Origin of the sequence: Streptomyces sp. GbtcB7 (assembly GCF_019091445.1) — a bacterium.
Lineage (GTDB): Bacteria > Actinomycetota > Actinomycetes > Streptomycetales > Streptomycetaceae > Streptomyces > Streptomyces mirabilis.
Genome location: NZ_JAGXJM010000002.1, coordinates 108196 through 122637, shown reverse-complemented (window position 1 = coordinate 122637; position 14442 = coordinate 108196). Strand labels below are relative to the sequence as shown.

11 protein-coding genes are annotated in these 14442 nt (G+C 70.8%); 8 read left to right on the top strand and 3 right to left on the bottom strand.

Annotation, left to right across the window (positions count from 1 at the left end):
- Positions 1-36 precede the first annotated feature (36 nt).
- Both KVT44_RS03470 and KVT44_RS03465 read left to right on the top strand, forming a co-directional pair.
- A complete protein-coding gene (locus KVT44_RS03470) occupies positions 37-738 on the top strand; it encodes a helix-turn-helix transcriptional regulator (RefSeq protein WP_217566043.1) in 702 nt (233 codons plus the stop codon).
- Positions 735-2072 carry an MFS transporter gene (locus KVT44_RS03465; protein ID WP_217566042.1) on the top strand — a complete coding sequence of 446 codons (1338 nt, stop codon included), beginning with the start codon at positions 735-737 and terminating at the stop codon, positions 2070-2072. The genes KVT44_RS03470 and KVT44_RS03465 overlap by 4 nt, the downstream gene beginning before the upstream one ends.
- On the opposite strand, the gene KVT44_RS03460 is transcribed toward KVT44_RS03465, so the two are convergent.
- Both KVT44_RS03460 and KVT44_RS03455 read right to left on the bottom strand, forming a co-directional pair.
- Positions 1994-2263 (bottom strand): DUF397 domain-containing protein, encoded by a 270-nt coding sequence (locus KVT44_RS03460; RefSeq protein WP_217566041.1) that lies wholly within the window; start codon positions 2261-2263, stop codon positions 1994-1996. The two genes, KVT44_RS03465 and KVT44_RS03460, sit on opposite strands and share 79 nt — an antisense overlap.
- Positions 2260-3096: a helix-turn-helix transcriptional regulator gene (locus KVT44_RS03455; protein ID WP_217566040.1), complete on the bottom strand. Its 837-nt coding sequence runs from the start codon at positions 3094-3096 to the stop codon at positions 2260-2262. The genes KVT44_RS03460 and KVT44_RS03455 overlap by 4 nt, the downstream gene beginning before the upstream one ends.
- Before the next feature lie 114 nt (positions 3097-3210).
- Between KVT44_RS03455 and KVT44_RS03450 the strand changes: the two genes are divergently transcribed.
- The 4 genes from KVT44_RS03450 to KVT44_RS03435 all read left to right on the top strand — a co-directional run bounded on the left by KVT44_RS03450 (position 3211) and on the right by KVT44_RS03435 (position 7235).
- Entirely contained in the window at positions 3211-3648 is a 438-nt protein-coding gene (locus KVT44_RS03450) for an ATP-binding protein (RefSeq protein ID WP_217566039.1), read from the top strand.
- 134 nt (positions 3649-3782) lie between these two features.
- Positions 3783-5501, top strand: coding sequence for a PHP domain-containing protein (locus KVT44_RS03445; protein ID WP_217566038.1), 1719 nt, complete (start codon positions 3783-3785; stop codon positions 5499-5501).
- Positions 5498-6076, top strand: a complete 579-nt coding sequence (locus KVT44_RS03440; RefSeq protein WP_217566037.1) for a hypothetical protein — start codon at positions 5498-5500, stop codon at positions 6074-6076. Before KVT44_RS03445 ends, KVT44_RS03440 begins: the two co-directional genes overlap by 4 nt.
- A gap of 451 nt (positions 6077-6527) precedes the next feature.
- The gene (locus tag KVT44_RS03435) at positions 6528-7235 is read left to right on the top strand and encodes a Crp/Fnr family transcriptional regulator (protein ID WP_308313902.1); all 708 of its coding nucleotides are present in this window, start codon (positions 6528-6530) and stop codon (positions 7233-7235) included.
- A gap of 41 nt (positions 7236-7276) precedes the next feature.
- On the opposite strand, the gene KVT44_RS03430 is transcribed toward KVT44_RS03435, so the two are convergent.
- On the bottom strand, positions 7277-7795 hold the full coding sequence (locus KVT44_RS03430) for a Pycsar system effector family protein (protein ID WP_217566036.1): 519 nt from the start codon (positions 7793-7795) through the stop codon (positions 7277-7279).
- A gap of 357 nt (positions 7796-8152) precedes the next feature.
- Here KVT44_RS03430 and KVT44_RS03425 point away from each other — a divergent pair, with 357 nt between their 5' ends.
- The gene (locus KVT44_RS03425) at positions 8153-8953 is read left to right on the top strand and encodes a hypothetical protein (protein WP_217566035.1); all 801 of its coding nucleotides are present in this window, start codon (positions 8153-8155) and stop codon (positions 8951-8953) included.
- Positions 8950-14265, top strand: coding sequence for a tetratricopeptide repeat protein (locus tag KVT44_RS57795; RefSeq protein ID WP_217566034.1), 5316 nt, complete (start codon positions 8950-8952; stop codon positions 14263-14265). The genes KVT44_RS03425 and KVT44_RS57795 overlap by 4 nt, the downstream gene beginning before the upstream one ends.
- Positions 14266-14442: the final 177 nt, after the last annotated feature.

The window sequence follows — 14442 nt, the reverse complement described above, 5'->3', positions numbered from 1 at the left end:
TTTTGGAAAGTGTCCGGTGCGCTCTAGGCTCCCGGCATGGTCAGCGACGAGCATAAACGCGTACTCGATCCCGAGCGGGACGCCGGGGCCCTGAAGGCCCTCACCCACCCTCTGCGTATCCGGCTGCTCGGGATGTTGCGGCAGGACGGTCCGGCCACCGCGAGTGAACTCGCGGTCAGGACCGGGGAGTCGTCCGCCTCCACCAGCTATCACCTGCGCGTTCTGGCGAAGTACGCGTTCGTCGCCGAAGCCGCTCACCGGGACGGGCGGGAGCGCCGCTGGCAGGCGGTGCACTCCGTGACCTCCTGGAGCAACAAGGCCATGGAGGACTCCCCGGCCAGCCGCGACTTCGTGAGCCTGTCGCGCAGGCGCCAGATCGAGCACCTGGAGGCGTCGCTCGTACGGTACGAGGCGGACGTCGCCGAAGGGCGGTTGGGCCAGGAGTGGGTCGAGCCGTCCGGGATCACCGACCTGATGCCCCGTCTGACTCCCGAGTCGCTCTCCGAACTCTGGGAGATGATCGACCGGAAGCTGGAGGAACTGACCGCGCGCGACGCGGAGGATCCGCGGGCCGAGCGGGTCGTGTTCGTCGCCGCGGGGCTGCCGCTGGCGCCGCGCGAGCCGGACGCGGAGCCGGGAAGAGAGGAGCCGGGAAGAGAGGAGCCGGGAAGAGAGGAGCCGGGAAGAGAGGAGCCGGGTACGGCGGGGGCGGGGACCGAGGGTGGTTCCGGGTCATGACCACGTCGCTGGACTTACACACCGCCCGCCGCCGCTACGTCACGGCCTGCGCCCTCTTCTGGCTGCCCGCGGGGCTGACCATCGCTCCCCTCATCCTGCTCTTCACCGAGCGGGGCATGACCATGGCCGCCATCGCGGGCTTCTTCGCCGCCCACTCCCTCACCGCCGCCGCGCTCGAACTGCCCACCGGAGGACTCTCCGACGTACTCGGCCGCCGTGCCGTCCTGGCCGCCGCCGGGCTGCTGAACCTGACCGCCCTGACCCTCCAGGCCCTGGGCACCACCGCCTGGGTCCTCACCCTCGGCATGGTCCTGATGGGCACGGCCCGCGCCCTGTCCAGCGGCCCAGCCGAAGCCTGGTACGTCGACACCGTCCACGCCCACGCCGGCCCCGACGCCGAACTCCGTACGGGACTCGCCCGCGGCGGCTCCGCGACCTCCGCCGCGCTCGCCATGGGCACGCTCCTCGGCGGCGCCCTGCCCTGGCTCCTCGGACTCGGCCCCGACCTCGGGGCGGGTCTCTCGGGCGCGACCTCCGGGCTCGTACTGCCCCTCTCCGTTCCGCTGCTCCTCGGCGCGGTGGTGGAGGTCGTCTTCGTGCTGTACGTCCTGGCCGCCCTGCGTGAGCCGCCCCGTGCGAAGACCACCCTCCGCGACATCCTTCAGGGCATCCCGGCCACCGTCGTGGGCGGACTGCGGCTGGGCGCACGGGACGCGCTCGTCCGGCGCGTGTTCCTCAGCGCCGGGGCCGTGGGCTGCGCCCTGGCCGCGCTCGAACTCCTCACCCCCGGCCGCGCCGCCGCCCTCACCGGCGCCTCGGAGTCCGGTGCCGTCCTCTACGCCGTCATCGCCTGCCTCGGCTTCGTCAGTTCCGGTGTCGGCAGCCACCTCGCTCCGCTCACGGCCCGGCTCGCGGGCAGCGGCGAGCGCGCGGTCCTGGTGAGCCTCGGCGCCGGGGCGAGCGGGCTGCTTCTGCTCGGCGCCACGGCGGTGTCCACGGCGCCGTTCGCCATGGTCCTTGCCGCCGGGGGTTACGCCCTCGTCTACCTCGGCATCGGCGCGGCGGCGCCCAGCGAGAACGAGCTCCTGCACCGCCGTGTCCCCAGCGCCGGGCGCGCCACGGCGTTGTCCGTCCAGTCCCTGTCCCTGCAACTCGTGGGGGCGCTCAGTGGTCTGGTCGTCGGGGTGCTTCCGGCGGGGCCGCTGCCGTGGCTACTTGGGGGCACTTCGCTGGCGGCGGGCGCGGTGCTGTGGATTCAGCGGGACCCGTCCACGCCCTCGCGTGCGGCGAACTCCACGAACTCGGTCCAGGTGGTGGGGGAGAGGGCGAGTTGAGGGCCGGGGGTGTGCTTGGAGTCGCGGATGTGGATGGTGGTGGGGCAGGTGGCGACCTCGACGCAGTCGCCCTGGCTGCCGCTGCTGTAGGTCGACTTGCGCCAGGAGAGGGCCACTTCGACGCAGTCGTCGCCTTGGGAGCCGCTGTATGTGCTCTTGAACCAGGCGAGTTCGGTTGTGGTGGTACTCATAGCGCTCCTCGCATCTCCCGGAGCAGGCTCGCTGAATCTTCGGGCGTGAGAGCCTGTGAGCGCATCTTGGCATACCGCTGCTGGATCAAGCTGATGTCTTTCCGGTCGGAGATGAGAACCCCGGTTTGCTGGCCCTCCGAGTAAGCGAACCACTCGTTCTCCGGGGTCTCCAGCAGCTGTACAGGGCCGTCGAGCCCCGCGTGCGTTGTCTGCTGGAGGGGCATCAGCTGCAACTCGACGTTCCAGTGGCGGTTGTTGACCTCCAGCAGGTGGTCAATCAGCTCCCGCGTGACGTCGCCCCCGCCAGTGCGGCGATCCAGCACAGCCTGCTCGATGATGAAGCTGAACGCAGTCGGGGGCTCGCTGCGCGCGCTGAGTAACTCCTGACGGGCCAGCCGCGCGGCCACACGTTGCTCGACCTGTTCCTCGGTGGGCAGCGGCGGCACGCTCCAGATCACCGCCCGGGCGTACGCATCGGTCTGCAACAGGCCCGGAACAACGCGGCATTCGTACGTGTGCAGAGTGACCGCTTGCTCCTCCAGGTCTGCCCACTTACGGAACCAGGACGCCAAACCCGGCTGCCGCGTCGCATACTTCGCCGCTGCCCGCAGTACACCGAACGCATCCAACACCTCCTCCGCCCGCTCCACATACGCCCGCGGCGGCAGTCGTCTCCCCTGTTCGATCGACGCGACCGTGGACGGCTGGTACCCCACCAGGGGAGCGAACTCCTCCTGCGTCAGCCCCGCCCGCTTGCGGCAGGCCTTGTGGACCAGGCCGAACGTCTTCAGGCTGTCCGACGGTTCGGGCTCGTTCGTGGTGCTGTTGGTCATGCCGGGTATGGTCACGGAAAGTGACTCGTACTGTCCATAGCGTGAACTCCTACAGAACCCGGCGTACGAGTGGCGTCGCTGGTCGACGCCCGTGATCCCCGGGACCGTTGGGCCATGCAAGGAGACATCCGGGCCCAAGAACCGGTCACCGTACGTACGTTCACGCAACTCTTCAGCTCCACGCCGCGAGGCGCCCGGCTCGCGCGGCGGCTGGTCGCGAACCGGATGGACGTGTGGGGATTCGCCTACGACAGCGAGGCCAGCGAAGACGTGAGCCTGGTCGTGGCCGAGCTGGCCGCGAACGCCGTACGGCACGGGAGCGTGCGCGGGCGCAGCTTCCGCGTACGGCTGGTGCTGCGCGACGGCGTCGTACGTGTGGAGGTCGCCGACGGGCGGACCGAGCAGATGCCGGTGCTGCGGGAGCCGGACGGCGAAGGCGGGCGCGGGCTGGTGCTCGTCGCGGCGCTGGCCGAGCGGTGGGGTGTGGAGCCCCGGATCGGGATGGCCTACAAGGTGGTGTGGGCGGAGCTATGGGTGGGCCTGGATGGGTAGTTGGGGCGCAGGTGGTGAGTCGACTTACCCCCATCGCCCGCCGATCACGCGCCCGCCGTCCCGCGTTCACGTTCCGCACCGAATCTCCTCGTGGCGCGCTCTCGCACTCGCGGCGCACGACTCAGGAGGCAAGCATGGGGCACGGGCATCACCACCACGGTCACCAGCACGACCACAGCCACGGTCATGGTCACGACCACGAGAGTGAGTCGCTTCCCGCCGCGTTCGACCCCTCCGTGCCCGACGAGGCCCTGACCCCCGAGCAGCAGTCGCGCCGCTCGCTGCTGCGCCGCGCGGGGCTGCTCGGCGCGGGACTCGCCGCCGGTGGCGTCCTCGCGCAGGGGGCGGCGGCACCGGCGTACGCCTCCAGCGCCACGAGCGGTCGGAGACGGAACGGGTTCCTCTGGCTGTCCGGTGACCACCACATCCACACCCAGTACAGCAGCGACGGCAAGTACCGCGTCGGCGACCAGGTCCGGCAGGGCGCCCGGCACGGTCTGGACTGGATGGTCATCACCGACCACGGCAGCGAGACGCACGCCAAGATCGGTGTCGACAAGGTCAACCCGGACATCAAGGAGGCCCGGGAGAAGTACGAGGACACGCTCGTCTTCCAGGGGCTGGAGTGGAACATACCCGGCGCCGAGCACGGCACCGTGTTCGTTCACCCCGGCAACAACGAGGTCAGCGTCCTGAAGGCGTTCGAGACGTCCTACGACGGCAGCGTGACGGGTACCAGCGGGTCCTCGCCCGCCAACGAGGCGCTCGCCGTCGCGGGCCTCAACTTCCTCGCGGAGCAGGTGCAGCGGCGCAAGGTCAAGGACGCGCTGATGCTCGCCAACCACCCGGCGCGGCGCGGTGTCGACTCGCCGCACGAGATCCGCGGCTGGCGCGACGCGACCGGCTCGGGCCGCCAGATCGCCGTCGGCTTCGAGGGCGCCCCGGGCCACCAGGCGGCGGGCATCGCCACGCCGCTGGGCATGGGGCGCGCCCGGGGCATCTACGACAACAACCCGAGCGCCGACTCCTTCGCCGGCTACCCGTTGGAGAGCTACCGCACCTGGGGCGGCTTCGACTGGATGACCGCCACGGTCGGCGGCCTGTGGGACAGCCTCCTCGCCGAGGGCAAGCCCTGGTGGATCACCGCCAACTCCGACTCCCACCAGGTGTACACGGACACCGCCGTCCGCGGCGGCCCGGACAGTGACTTCACCGCCAACGGCAAGCACACCGACCCGGTCTACGGCGGCAAGATCGACGTCACCCAGGGCGACTACTGGCCCGGCCAGTACAGCCGTACCCACGTCGGTGCCGACGGCTTCTCGTACGCCGCCGTCATGGACGGCATCCGCGCCGGGCGCGTGTGGGTCGACCACGGGCAGCTCATCAGCGGCCTCGACGCGCGCGTGGCGGGCGGCAGCCGCTGGGCGACCCTCGGCGGCGCGCTGCACGTCAAGAAGGGGCAGAAGGTCACGCTGACGGTCGACATCGCGCTTGCCGACGGGCCCAACTGGGCCGGGTTCGTACCGAAGTTGGCCCGCGTGGACGTCATCCAGGGCGATGTCACGGGTGCCGTCGCGGACAAGGACACCTTCACCGCGCCGACCGCGAAGGTCGTCCAGTCGTACGAGGTGAACAAGTCCACGGGCGTGGTGCGTCTGTCGTACTCCCTCGGCGCGGTCGACCGCCCGGTGTACGTCCGGCTGCGCGGCACCGACGGCAACCGTTCCGCCACCGGTCTGATGGGCGCGGCGGTCGACCCGGCGGGCCCGGCCGTGGACGTCGTCGGCGACGCGGACCCGTGGAAGGACCTGTGGTTCTACTCCAACCCGGTGTGGGTCCTGCCGTCGTGACCGAACGGTACGTCGTCGGGGTCGACACCGGCCTGTCCGGAACCCTGCGGGCGGCCGACCACCTCCTCCTCGACCTCGCCGCCGAACTCGGCCTGGACGACGGGGTGGTGGGCTGCACGCACCATGTGCGGGAGGGGCGGCGGCACACCGCGCTGTCCTTCTCCACGCCGTCGGAGCGGGTGGCCCGCGCGGCCTGGCGGGCGCTCACGGAACGGGAGTTCGGCGCCGCTCTGGGCGCCGAGCGGCACGGTCCGGACGAGCTGGCCGCCGGTGCCGCGCACGCCGCCGCGGAGCACCTCGCGCGCACCGGGGGCCGTGCCGTCCGGTACGCCGGGGCCGACGCCCTCACCGGCACGGTGACCGTCGCCCGGCTGCTGGCCGTCTCCGCGGTCGAGCGGATCGTCGTCCTCGGGGCGCCCGACGACCCCGACCCGGACCAGCGGATCGTCACCCGCGATCACGTACGACCGGAGTGGCGCGATGGACGACTGGTCCTGGCCGCGATGCCGGCCGCGGGCGGGACACTGGTCCCGTTCGAGGTCCCGGACCCGACACCGTGCTGCGCGGACCACTGACCCGACGAGGACGATCGAGGGCAGTCGGCTGGAACCGTGGTGACGGTTCCAGCCGACGTTGCTTCCCCTGCCACCACGCTACGGAGGTCACGGCGCCACGAGTCTCCACATCGCGCCCGAACCCTCACCTGTTCGCGCCCAGGAACCGGCAAACTCATGTCGTACGTCACTCGATTCACCGGTCCGGGCACCAGGTCGCGCCGGGGCGTCATTGCAGAAGGACACACCATTTCTCACGGCCGGTTGACCGGCACTGCCGTTGCCCCGTGCCTCAGCGGCCCATGGCGACCACAAGAAGCGTCGGCACGGAACCTGCCCACGCTCTCCTCGTCATCTCCTCGGCCGTTCACCGCAGTCCTGTTCCGCGGGGCTGCTCCAACCGGCACGATGACGTTCAGGTGACCACGCCCGACCGCAGACGGAGACAAGACGGAGACAAGGGGGGATACCCGTGGTTGTGCTCATCGGGCGCGACGAGTGGCCTGCGCGCAGTCTGCTGGGGGTGCTGTCACCCCCGGCGCGGCGGGACCTGCTCGGCCTGGGAACCGAGGTCCGGTTCGACGTGGGCGCCGTGCTGCTGAGAGAAGGGATGAACGACCGGCACCTCCTCCTTCTGTTGTCCGGTTTCGCCAAGGTCACCGCGACCGTGGAGAACGGCGAGACTTCACTCCTCGCGGTCAGGGCCGCCGGAGACACAGTGGGTGAGATGGCGGCCATGGACGGAGCCCCGCGCTCGGCGACGGTCACCGCCTCCGGTCCGGTGACCGCCCGGTCGGTGCAGGCCGGCGCGCTGCGGGAGCTGCTGCTGCGTCGGCCCGAGGTCTCCATGGCCCTGACCGGCATGGTCGCCAACCGCTTGCGCTGGGCGAACCAGCGGCGGCTGGACTTCCGCGGGTACCCGGCGAAGGTGCGGCTGGCCCGGCTGCTGGTGGAGCTCGCCGCCACCTACGGATCCCCCCGGGCCGATGGAGTGGTGATCGGCTGCCGGCTGACGCAGCCGGAACTGGCCACGCTGATCGGCGCAGCCGTGACGACGATCCAGAAGGTCCTGCACGAACTGCGCTCCGAGGGCCTGCTGGAGACCGGCTACCGCTCCACCGCCATCCGGGACCTGCCCAGGCTCAGGCGCCTCGCGGACCTGCCGGACGAAGGGCCGTAGCGCGCAAGCACAGGACAGGTTTCGGCCGGTCTCCACCGGGTTCAGACCAGCACATGCTGCAAGGTCACGCCCAGCCCCGCGCTCACGCCCATGACCGCCGTACACACCACGGCCCTCGCAAGCCAGCGATATTTGTGTACAGCGACGCGGGCGAGGAAGCGTACGGCCTGCGACAACTCCCTGTGATCCGAGGCCTCGTCCACGGACGCGCCCTCGGAGGGCAGGATGTCGGCGCCCGACGCGATCTGGACGAAGCTGTATCGGTTGACGGACGGGTCCTTCAGTATCCGGGGGATCAACGTCATCGCCAGGCTCACCGTGCCACCGACCAGGCCGCAGACGAACAGGACCAGCAGTGTCCCGGCGAACCATCCGGCCACGCCCCCCCGTTCGCAGGCGAGCACGGCCCGGCCACTCCACGTCCCTGCGGTGCCGGCCAGCGCCGCCTGCACCGCCGCCAGGATGCCGGCCTTCGCGTCCGCGTGCTGGTGGGTCGTGTGCAGGGCGGTGAACATGTACTGCGCGGGGCGGTCGCCGGCCGCGTGGTCGGTCGGTGCCATGGACGTCTCCTCCGGTCGGCACGGGTGTGCTCCGTCCAGTAAGCGCGCGGTCGCCCGGAGCGAACCAGTCACTTCCGTGGGTTCTCGCGACTTGAGAGCGCCCGGATCTCGGCATTCCGTACTTCCACGGGGTTCACAACAGCGGACGGAGGTACGACTTGAGTGCTGGCGCCCACAGGGGGGAGCGGGCGCCAGCACCCTTTCGGGAGGCTCCGCGGCGACACCGAGCATCTGCGCCGTCGTGTGGTAACTCCGTTGATTGTCAGGGGGATTTGAGTGAAACGACAACTTCCCTTGCGCGGTTCGTGTAGTCCGTCGGATGTCGTGGCGAGGAACAGTTCGGATGAACGAGGCGGCATGGAAGAATTCGAACGCAGACTGCTGCTGTCCGTCGACGCAGAGGGGTACGGCCGCGCCGACGAGGTGACGCAACGAGAATTCCAGGAGGCGATCCCGCGGCTGCTGGGCGTAGCGGCCGACATCGCCCGACTGGACCGCGGGCGATGGCTGACGCAGGAGGGCGGGGACTCGCTGTTCGCGGTGCTGCCCCCGGACGCCTCCGAGCCTGCCCTCGTAGACGCGTTCATGAGCGGCCTGGACGCCGGTCTGAGAACCTTCAACCACAACCGGAAGCGCGAGGCATGGCTCCGGCTCAGGGCAGCCGTCCACTTCGGCCCGGCCTCGCTGGGCGCCAACGGTTTCGTCGGCCCGGCCCCGGTCGAGCTCGGCCGCATCCGCGACTGCGCGGCCCTGCGTGCCGCCCTCGGGAAGGCGTCGGACGCCTGCCTGGCCGTCGGAGTGTCGGAGCGTGTCTTCCACGACGTCGTGAAGGCGGCGGCGTACACCAGTGTTCGGGCGGACGAGTTCCGGCACGTGCGGGTCGAGGAGAAGGAGTACCGGGGGAGCGCTTGGATCTTGGTGCCGGGTACCGACGTACGGCTACTCGACCTGGGGCCGGAGCCGGATACAGGTACGGACAGGACGGCGCCCTGCGATGCGCCGATCTCCAGTCGTCCCGGGGACAATGAGAAGGGCTGCGCCGGCGGGGAAGCGGCGCGGGGGGACGTCTACAGCCTGCATGTGTCGTCCGGCGGCGCGGCCGCTCAGGGCCCGGGGGCCAACGCGACCGTCAACAACTACAACGGCGGCCGATCGTGACCGAGAATCCCCGACACTACTACGAGGGGCGCGCGTCGTACGGCGGTGCGATCGCCCAAGGCCCGGGCGCGACAGCCACGGTCAACAACGTCTACGGTTCGCGCCTCCCCACGATCGAGGCGTTTCCCGCTCCGGTGTCCCCGGACCTCACCTGGCTGATGGCGCAGCCCAGCCGCCTGCTGGACGCACGCAGCCAGGTCGTGCCCTTCGTCGGCCGGGAGGCCGAGCTGGAGCTGTTGCGGCAATGGCGGGATGCCCGGGACGCCCGCTTGTCGGTCCTGTTGCTGCACGCTCCCGGCGGGCAGGGCAAGACCCGGCTCGCCACGGAGTTCGCCGAACAGACCCGGAGCCTGCGGGAAGCGGAGCGATGGCACGTCCTGCACGCGGGACTCCAGGGTGTCTTCCCCGGCCCCTCCCTCCCGCGCGACGGCATCACCCCGCCCGGTGACGCGGCCCGCGTGCTCCTCGTCGTCGACTACGCGGACCGATGGGCGCACAGCGAGCTGGAACGCCTGCTGTCCTACGCCGTTCTCCACGATCAGCGGCCCATCCGTGTGCTGCTGATCGGGCGCACCGTCCGCTGGTTCGCGGCTCTCCGGGCCGAACTGGCCGACCGCCGCGCCGCCGCCGACGACCTGCTGCTTCCCTCGCTGGCCGAGGACCGGCTGCGGATGTTCACCGCCGCCCGTGACCGCTATGCCGAGTCCGACCTGTACGGCCTGTCGGACACCGCCGGCATCCGGCCGCCCGCCTCCCTCGACCACCGTGACTTCGGCCTGCCGCTGAACCTGCACATGGCCGCCCTGGTCGCTGTCGACGCCCGAAAGCGGGGTGCGCAGATGGCCTCCACCGAGCCGCACCAGCTGTCGGCGTACCTCCTCGACCGCGAACGCCTGGCATGGCAGAAGCTCGTCGAGGCCGGACAGGAGGGGCAGGACTACCGGACCGGCCCGTCCATCATGGCCAAGACCGTCTTCACCGCCGTACTCACCGGACCGATCGGCCAGAGAACCGCGAAGCGTGCCTTGCGGAAGCTGGACCTGCCCCAGCCGCACGACCACCTCTTGGATGATCACCGGTTCTGCTATCCGCCCGCCGACCGCGGAACGGTGCTCGAACCCCTCTGTCCCGACCGGCTCGCGGAGGACTTCCTCGGTCTGCTCACCCCCGGGCATGACATCAGCTCCTACGAACCCGACCCCTGGGCGAGCGATGCCCCCGAGACTCTGACGGCCGAGTCCGCCGAGGAGTTCGAGGAGGAGGACCTCCGGGCGGCCATCGCCCCGCGCGCGGTGACCTTCCTGGCGTCCGCCGCCGACCGCTGGGCGCATATCGGCAAGGATGTCCTGTACCCCCTGTTGCGCCGCGATCCCGGCCTTGCGGTCGCCGCAGGCAGCCCCGCGCTGACCGCGCTCGCCGCCCTCGGCGACACGAGCGGCCCGGACGACGGATCCATCGACCCCGAGCTGCTGGCCGTACTGGAGGCAGTCGAGTCCCGCCTACCCAAAGGCCGCGACGTCGACTTGGACATCGGCATCCTCGCGGTCATGGAAGTCCTGATCGCCCACCGGCTGGCCGCCACGGAAGACCTCGGCGAACGCGCCTGGCTGTGCGGCACCCTGGCGCGGCGCCGCGCCAACGCCGGCCGCCGGGAGGAGGCGATCGCCCCTGCCGAAGAGGCCGTCCGCCTGCACCGGCAGCTCGTCGAGGCCGCCTCCGACGACACCGATCGCCTTGACCAACTCAGCCGCTTGGCGGACTCGCTGGGCCGTCTCTCGGAGAAGCTGTCCGACGTGGGCCGCGCGGAGGAGGCGCTGTTCCTCTCCGAGGAGTCCGTGGCGATCTGCCGCCGCCTGACCGAGACCGACCCCGCCGCCTTCCGGCCCGCCTTGCTCGGGGGGCTGACGAGCATCAGTCTCCGGCTTGCCGATCACGGCCGTGGTGAGGAGGCCCTGGCCGCTCTGCAGGAGGCCACGGACCTGTATCGGAAGCTGGTCGCAGACCACCCCGCCAGCCGTCGGAGCGACTTCGCAATCCAGCTGGGCAACCTCAGCGCGCTGCTGTCCGCCATGGGCCGAGGTGAGGAGGCCCTGGCCGCTCTACAGGAAGTCGTCGGCCTCTACCGCGAACTGGCCGCGGACAACCCCGCCGCCGAGATCCCTCACCTGGCCACGGGACTGATCAACCTCGGGGGCGCGTTGCTCCATGTGGACCGCACTGAGGAGGCCTTGGCCATCACTCAGGAGGCCGTCGGCCTCTACCGGGAACTGGTCGCCGCGAACCCGGCCGCCCACCAGCCGCACCTGACGCGCGCGCTGCTCAACCTCGGCCTGATCCTCGCACGGATGGGCCGCAGGAGAGAGGCCCTGGCACCGGTCGAGGAAGCCGTGGCCATCCAGCGGCAGTTGAACGAGACCGACTTCGCCGCCCATCACCTGGGTCTCGCCCAGTCGTTGCAGACCCTCGGCGACCGATTGCTGGACCTGGGTCGCCGGGAGCAGGCCAGGGCTCCCTACCAGGAAGCCGCCGATCTGTACCGGCAGTTGATCGGGGCCCACCCCGCCATCGGCCTGTCCGAGAGCGCAATGGACCTGACCCGCGTGTCCTTCGCCCCGCAGGGGCACAGGAAGGAGGAAATCCTGGCGGTGCGGAGGGAGGCCGCCGACCTGAACCGCCGACTGGCCGAGGCCGGCCCCGGCGTCGACCTCTCCGGCCTCGCCACGTCGCTGGCCGACGTCGCCAAGACACTTGCCGAGCTGCGGCAGTACGAGGAGGCTGTCACCGCCTTCGAACGAGCCACCGGCGTCCGTCTCGACACCGGCGACCGCTACGGCGCGGCGAACCTGCTCAATGACTTCGCCATCGCCCTGGAGGCGATGGGGCGGCTCACGGCGGCGGCCGCGACGGGCGAGCGGGCCGCCGCCCTCTTCGGGGAGATCGGCGAGCACCGCAGCAAAGCCATGGCACTGGTCAATCTCAGCAGAACCTTGTCCCGGCTGGGCAGAGCCGGCGAGGCCGCCGACGCCTGCGGGCGGGCCGCGGCCGTCTACCGGGAAACAGGTGAGCGGCACCTCGAATCCGCCGCATTGACCAACCAGAGCTACGCGCTGGCGGCGGCGGAGCGGCACGAGGAGGCCGTCACCGTCAGCCGGCGAGCCCTTGACCTCTTCGAGGAGAACAGTGCCACTCGTAACGCCTCGAAGGGACCTCCCCTGCACAACCTCGGCAACGCCCTCGTGACGGTGGGACGGTTCGAGGAGTCCCTCGCCCCCCTTCAGCAGGCCGCCACCGTCTATAGGGAGAGGGGCAACCTCGGTCGTGAGGCCGAATCCCTGACCAGGCTCGGCTACGCCTTGTACCGATTGAAGCGATACGAGGAGTCGGCCACCGCCTTCGAACGGTCCGCCGCCCTCCTGGGTGAGACAGGCCACCGTGAGCGGCAGGGGCGGCTGCTGGGCAATCTCGCCGGCGCTCTCGTGAACCTGGAGCGGTTCGAGGAAGCCGCCCACGTCTGCGGGCAGGCCGTCGTCCTCCTGCGCGAGACCGGTGACCGCGTCGGCGAGGCCGGGGCCCTGGTCAATCTCGCCGGCGCCTGTGCCAACGCGGGCCGGTTCGCGGAAGCCGCGGCCGCGTCCGGGAAGGCCGCCGTCTTCTTCCGCGAGGCGGGCGACCACAGCCGCGAAGCCGATGCGCTGTCCAACCGGAGCGAGGCTCTGATGAATGCGGAACGGTATGAGGAGGCCATACCCGTCTGTGAGCAGACCGCCGCTCTCTACCGCGCGGTGGGCAACCGTCCGCGTGAACGCGTCATGTTGCGCAGACTCGGCGACAGCTTCTCCTCAATGCGCCGGTACGAGGAGGCCCTCATGGCATACGAACGGGAGAGCACGATCTGCCAGGAGACCGGCGATCGCTCGTCCGCGGGCAAGGCGCTCCTCGGCATCGGCCTCACCCTCCAGCGCCTGAAGCGGTTCGAGCAGGCGGTCCCCGTCTGGGAGCGGGCCGTCGGCGTCTACCGCGCAACCGGTGACCGCAACGGTGAGGGAGCTGCGTGGGCGGGCCTCGGAGCCGTGTTGGCGGAGCTGGAACGCACCGACGAAGCCATCGCCGCCCGCCAACAGGCCGTCGCGGCGTTCCGCGACGCGGGCAACCTCAGTAGCGAAGCCGCGTTCTCGGCCGAACTCGGCTCCGTCCTGGTCCGGGCGGGCCGGCACGCCGAGTCCGTCACCGTCCACATGCGTGAAGCCGAACTCCACCAGCGCCTCGGTGACCGGTTCAAAGAGGGCCAGGCCCTGTGCAACGTGGGCCTCGGTTTGGAGAGCGAAGGGCAGTACGAGGAGGCGGTCACCTGGTTTTCGCGAGCCGCGGCGATCTTCCGTGAGAACGGCGGCCACCAAGCCGAAGCCTACGCCCTGCGTCATGCGGCCGACGCCCTGAAGTCGGCGGGGCGGGCGGACGAGTCCATTGCCACCTGGCGGCGGTCCGTGGCCTGCTGCCAGGAGCCGGGTGACGAGCGCAACGAAGCCGTGGGCCAGTACGGCCTCGGCCAGGCCCTCCTGGACGAGGCGCGCTACGACGAGGCCGCCACCGCCTTAGAGCGAGCGGCCGACATCCTGCGGCGGATGGGTTTCCCCTCGCCCGAAGCCTCCGCGCTCCTCGACCTCTCCCGCGCTCACCTGGCATTGAACCGGCTCAAGGAAGCCGTCGCCACCCTCACCCGAGCCGCCACGATCTACGACGAAGCCGGCGACCGCGAAGGTGAAGGTAAGGCCAACCTCCGCCTGGGTCACGTGCTCCTGAAGGCGGGCCGGACCCAGGATGCCGTCACGGCCTACACGCGGTCCGTCACCGCATACGGCGACACCGACGCCGACAGCGACCAGGGGACGGCTCTGTTCCACCTCGGCAAGGCGCTGGTGGTGGCGGGCCGGTACGAGCAGGCCGCCGCCGTCGCTCTGCGGGCCGCCGCCCTCTACCAAGGGGTGCGCAGACACGACCTCGAGCAGCGGACACTGTTCGAACTCGGCGGCGACATCGCGGAGTCGGGGCGGTCCGAAGAGTCCCTCCCCTTGCTCCGGCGGCTTCAAGAGGTCTACGCAGAGACCGGAGACAGGATCGGGGAAAGCTGGGGCCTGGTCCTGCTGGCCGGTGTCCTGGTGGACGCACGGCACTACCCGGAGGCGTTCGTTGCCAACCAGCGGGCCGCCGACTTCTGCCGTGAGGTGGGCAACTCTGCCGGCCTGCACTTGGCCCTGACCCAACTGGAGAAGGCCGAACTCGGCCTGAGACGGGGCGACCATCGCCTGCCCTGACCCACGCCCTGATCCCGAGGAAGCCCCTGCCGCTGAACCCGTGCACCCGGGCGGGTCAGCAGGTGGGCACCGGGCGGCGTCGGTCGGATCCGGGGCGGGGACGCGGTGGTGCTTCCCGGACCGTGCGGCTCTGCTCAGGGCCGTGGCGGCGCGCCGTCCGTTCGTATTGCCGTCAGT

Bases quoted from the DNA above. Each gene is read 5' to 3' on its own strand.
- KVT44_RS03450 (WP_217566039.1), top strand. From the start codon at position 3,211: ATGCAAGGAGACATCCGGGCCCAAGAACCGGTCACCGTACGTACGTTC.
- KVT44_RS03470 (WP_217566043.1), top strand. From the start codon at position 37: ATGGTCAGCGACGAGCATAAACGCGTACTCGATCCCGAGCGGGACGCC.
- KVT44_RS03455 (WP_217566040.1), bottom strand. From the start codon at position 3,096: ATGACCAACAGCACCACGAACGAGCCCGAACCGTCGGACAGCCTGAAG.
- KVT44_RS03430 (WP_217566036.1), bottom strand. From the start codon at position 7,795: ATGGCACCGACCGACCACGCGGCCGGCGACCGCCCCGCGCAGTACATG.
- KVT44_RS03465 (WP_217566042.1), top strand. From the start codon at position 735: ATGACCACGTCGCTGGACTTACACACCGCCCGCCGCCGCTACGTCACG.
- KVT44_RS03425 (WP_217566035.1), top strand. From the start codon at position 8,153: ATGGAAGAATTCGAACGCAGACTGCTGCTGTCCGTCGACGCAGAGGGG.
- KVT44_RS03460 (WP_217566041.1), bottom strand. From the start codon at position 2,263: ATGAGTACCACCACAACCGAACTCGCCTGGTTCAAGAGCACATACAGC.
- KVT44_RS03445 (WP_217566038.1), top strand. From the start codon at position 3,783: ATGGGGCACGGGCATCACCACCACGGTCACCAGCACGACCACAGCCAC.